Below are 2,983 nucleotides of genomic sequence, written 5' to 3'. Positions count from 1 at the left end.
CAGTCGATACCGACCTCGACCGCCGGTCCCTCGCCGGGGCTCATCGCGGTAATGGTTCCCGGCAGGATGTTGAGCGCGCTGAGACCCCTCGGCTTTTCGGTGGCGATCATCACATCGCGTGCGCGGATACGGATGCGCACCGGCGTACCTGTCTTCATCGCCAGCTGTGGCACCCGGAGCTCGCCCGCAGCCGAGCCGAGCACGGTCATGCCGAAACTCTCGTCGTGATGCAGCACCTTGGTGTCCAGCACGGCGCCGCCCTCGCCGCGCTCCTCCGCCGGCAACAGGTCGAGCCTTTGCATCACCGCCTCGGTCGGCCCGCTGGCAACGACATTGCCCTGCGCCAGCATCACCACGTCGCTGGCCAGCCGCGCCACTTCGGCGACCGAATGACTGACATAGACGATCGGGATTTTGATCTCGTCGCGCAGCCTTTCGACATAGGGCAGGATTTCGGCCTTGCGCGCCTCGTCGAGCGAGGCCAGCGGTTCGTCCATGAGCAGCAGTCTGGGGCTGGCAAGCAATGCCCGGCCGATCGCCACACGCTGTTTCTCGCCACCTGAGAGCTTTGCCGGCCGCCTGTTCATGAGCGGCCCGATGCCGAGCAGGTCGACGACGGCATCGATATCGGCGTAGCGCTCCGCCGGCGGCGTGAACCAGCGGCCGTAGCGAAGATTGCCGGCAACGCTCAAATGCGGAAACAGCCTTGCGTCCTGGAACACCATGCCGATGCGGCGCTTGTGCTTCGGCACGAAAATGCCGGCACCGGTATCGACCAGCACACGGCCGTCAACCTCGATGCGTCCCTTGTCGGGCCGGATCAGCCCGGCAATCATGCCGATCAGCGTCGTCTTGCCCGACCCAGACGCTCCGAACAGCGCCGTCAGCCGCCCGGCGCTTTCGAAGCGGGCGCCGATGGCGAAACCGCCCAGCCGATGGCTGATGTCGACGAGAACGCTCATTCGATGTCCAGCCGCCGGCCGACACGCCGCGCCAGCACCTCCGAAGCCACAAGTGCTGCCATGGAGATGACAATGGAAATCAGCGTCAGGCGGAGCGCCCCTTCATCGCCACCCGGCACCTGCGTGAAGGTGTAGATCGCCGACGGCAATGTCTGCGTCTCATTGGGAATGTTGGAAACGAAGGTGATGGTGGCGCCGAACTCGCCCATCGCCTTGGCGAAGGCCAGGATGGCGCCGGCGATCAGCCCGGGCAGGATCAACGGCAGCGTGATGGTGGCAAACACCCAGAGCGGATTGGCGCCGAGCGTTCCCGCCGCCGCTTCCATCCTACGGTCCACCGCCTCGATCGACAGCCGGATCGCCCGCACCATCAGGGGAAAGCCCATGACGCCGCAAGCCAGCGCCGCACCTGTCCAGCGGAAGGAGAAGACGATGCCGAAATGCTCGGCCAGGAAGGCACCGGCCGGACCGCGCCGGCCGAAGGTGAGCAGCAGCAGATAGCCGGTCACCACCGGCGGCAGGATCAGCGGCAGATGCACCAGCCCGTTGAGAACCGTCTTGCCCCAGAACTGTCCCCGGGCAAGCAGAAGCGCGATCAAGATGCCCGGCGGCAGGCTGGCGAGCATCGCCACCGTTGCCACCTTGATGGACAGCCGGACCGCATTCCATTCGTCGGGAGTGAGGTCCAGCAGCCAGTTCATAGTGCCCCTTGGAACTCAGTTGCTCGGCGCGAGCACGGTAAATCCCTGATCCTTGAACAGCGCGGCCGCCTTGGCCGACTGCAGGCATTTCAGGAAAGCCGGCGTATCCTTGTCCTTCGAATCGGCGGTCTGGGCAACCGGATAGATGATCGGCGGATGCGAATCCTCCGGGAAGGTGCCGATCACCTTGACCCCCTTTTCGGCATGCGCGTCGGTGGCATAGACAATGCCAAGGGCGGCTTCGCCCGTCGAAACCAGTTTCAGCGCCGCGCGCACGTTTTCGGCCTGCGCCACCTTGCCCTCGACCGAGGACCAGACGCCGAGCGATTCAAGCGCGGCCTTGCCGTATTTGCCGGCCGGCACCGCCTTGAAATCGCCCATGGCGAGCTTGCCGTCGCCGATCAGCTTGGCGAGGTCGAAACCCTTCTCGATCCTGGTGTCGACCGCCGAGTCCTTCGGCGCCACCAGCACGATCTGATTGCCGAGCAGCTTCACTTCGGTGTCCGGCTTGGTCAGCTTCTTGTCGGAGAGATATTTCATCCAGTCGAGATCGGCCGAGATGAAGACGTCGGCAGGCGCCCCGCCCTCGATCTGCTTGGCCAGCGCCGAGCTCGCGGCATAGGAGACAGTCGCCGCCTCGCCGACATCGGCCTCGCAGGCCTTGTTCACCGCGTCGAGCGCGTCCTTGAGGCTGGCTGCGGCAAACACCACCACCTTGTCTTCCGCATGCGCTGCCGGCACGACTGCCATCAGCGCCGCAGCCAAACCGCCAATGGCGATCGCCCTCGATCCAAAACCTTTGCGCGTCATGGAAAACTCTCCCTGGTTTGAAATCCGGCCGGCTCGAAGCCTGCTGACCGATATATCCGTATGAATATAACAAGGGAAGGCCCGGCGCCTCATGAAAGCGTCTGTACGACACCAATTGTTCTGGTAAGACCGGGAAAAGAAACCTTGGAAAGGAAACTCCGGTGAAGATCAGCGCCCGCAACGTCCTCAAGGGAACGATCGCCGAGATCGTCAAGGGAGCCACCACCTCGCATGTCAGGATCGACATTGGCGGCGGCGCCATCGTCACCGCCTCGATCACCAACGAGGCCGTCGCCGATCTCAAGCTCGAAAAGGGCAAGCAGGCCTATGCCGTGGTCAAAGCCTCGGACGTGATGGTCGGCATGGACTGAAATTTGCGGCCTTAGACCGCGATCGGCGCCTTGATTGACGCGTCGGCGACGTAGTTTTCCAGCCGGAAATCCTCGAAGCGGAAGGCGAAGAGGTCCTTCACCTCCGGATTGATCCACATCGTCGGCAGCGTCCTCGGCG

Annotated in this window: 5 protein-coding genes; 1 reads left to right on the top strand and 4 read right to left on the bottom strand. The window is 63.9% G+C overall.

Translation table 11 applies throughout. The features are described 5' to 3' along the window. From modC to modA, 3 genes are all read right to left on the bottom strand, one after another. A partial coding sequence (modC, locus tag EN925_RS30320; RefSeq protein WP_128337151.1) for a molybdenum ABC transporter ATP-binding protein occupies positions 1 to 962 on the bottom strand: 962 nt, incomplete at its 3' end. Then, positions 959 to 1,663 carry a molybdate ABC transporter permease subunit gene (modB, locus tag EN925_RS30315; protein ID WP_063168280.1) on the bottom strand — a complete coding sequence of 235 codons (705 nt, stop codon included), beginning with the start codon at positions 1,661 to 1,663 and terminating at the stop codon, positions 959 to 961. The genes modB and modC, both read right to left, overlap by 4 nt. 15 nt (positions 1,664 to 1,678) lie before the next feature. Further along, entirely contained in the window at positions 1,679 to 2,473 is a 795-nt protein-coding gene (gene modA, locus EN925_RS30310; protein WP_064993786.1) for a molybdate ABC transporter substrate-binding protein, read from the bottom strand. 161 nt (positions 2,474 to 2,634) lie between these two features. Between modA and EN925_RS30305 the strand changes: the two genes are divergently transcribed. Then, on the top strand, positions 2,635 to 2,844 hold the full coding sequence (locus EN925_RS30305) for a molybdopterin-binding protein (RefSeq protein ID WP_127369522.1): 210 nt from the start codon (positions 2,635 to 2,637) through the stop codon (positions 2,842 to 2,844). Between the two features lie 11 nt (positions 2,845 to 2,855). Here EN925_RS30305 and EN925_RS30300 read toward each other — a convergent pair. Next, positions 2,856 to 2,983 (bottom strand): thymidylate synthase (locus tag EN925_RS30300; protein ID WP_245487346.1); only part of this gene is annotated, 128 nt, incomplete at its 5' end.

The organism is Mesorhizobium sp. M7A.F.Ca.US.006.04.2.1 (assembly GCF_004022915.1).
Taxonomy (GTDB): domain Bacteria; phylum Pseudomonadota; class Alphaproteobacteria; order Rhizobiales; family Rhizobiaceae; genus Mesorhizobium; species Mesorhizobium ciceri.
The sequence above is the reverse complement of the archived record's forward strand: the minus strand, read 5'-3'. Positions and strand labels throughout refer to the sequence as shown.

Coding starts and splice junctions, on each gene's coding strand:
- modA (WP_064993786.1), bottom strand. CDS start 2,473: ATGACGCGCAAAGGTTTTGGATCGAGGGCGATCGCCATTGGCGGTTTG.
- modB (WP_063168280.1), bottom strand. CDS start 1,663: ATGAACTGGCTGCTGGACCTCACTCCCGACGAATGGAATGCGGTCCGG.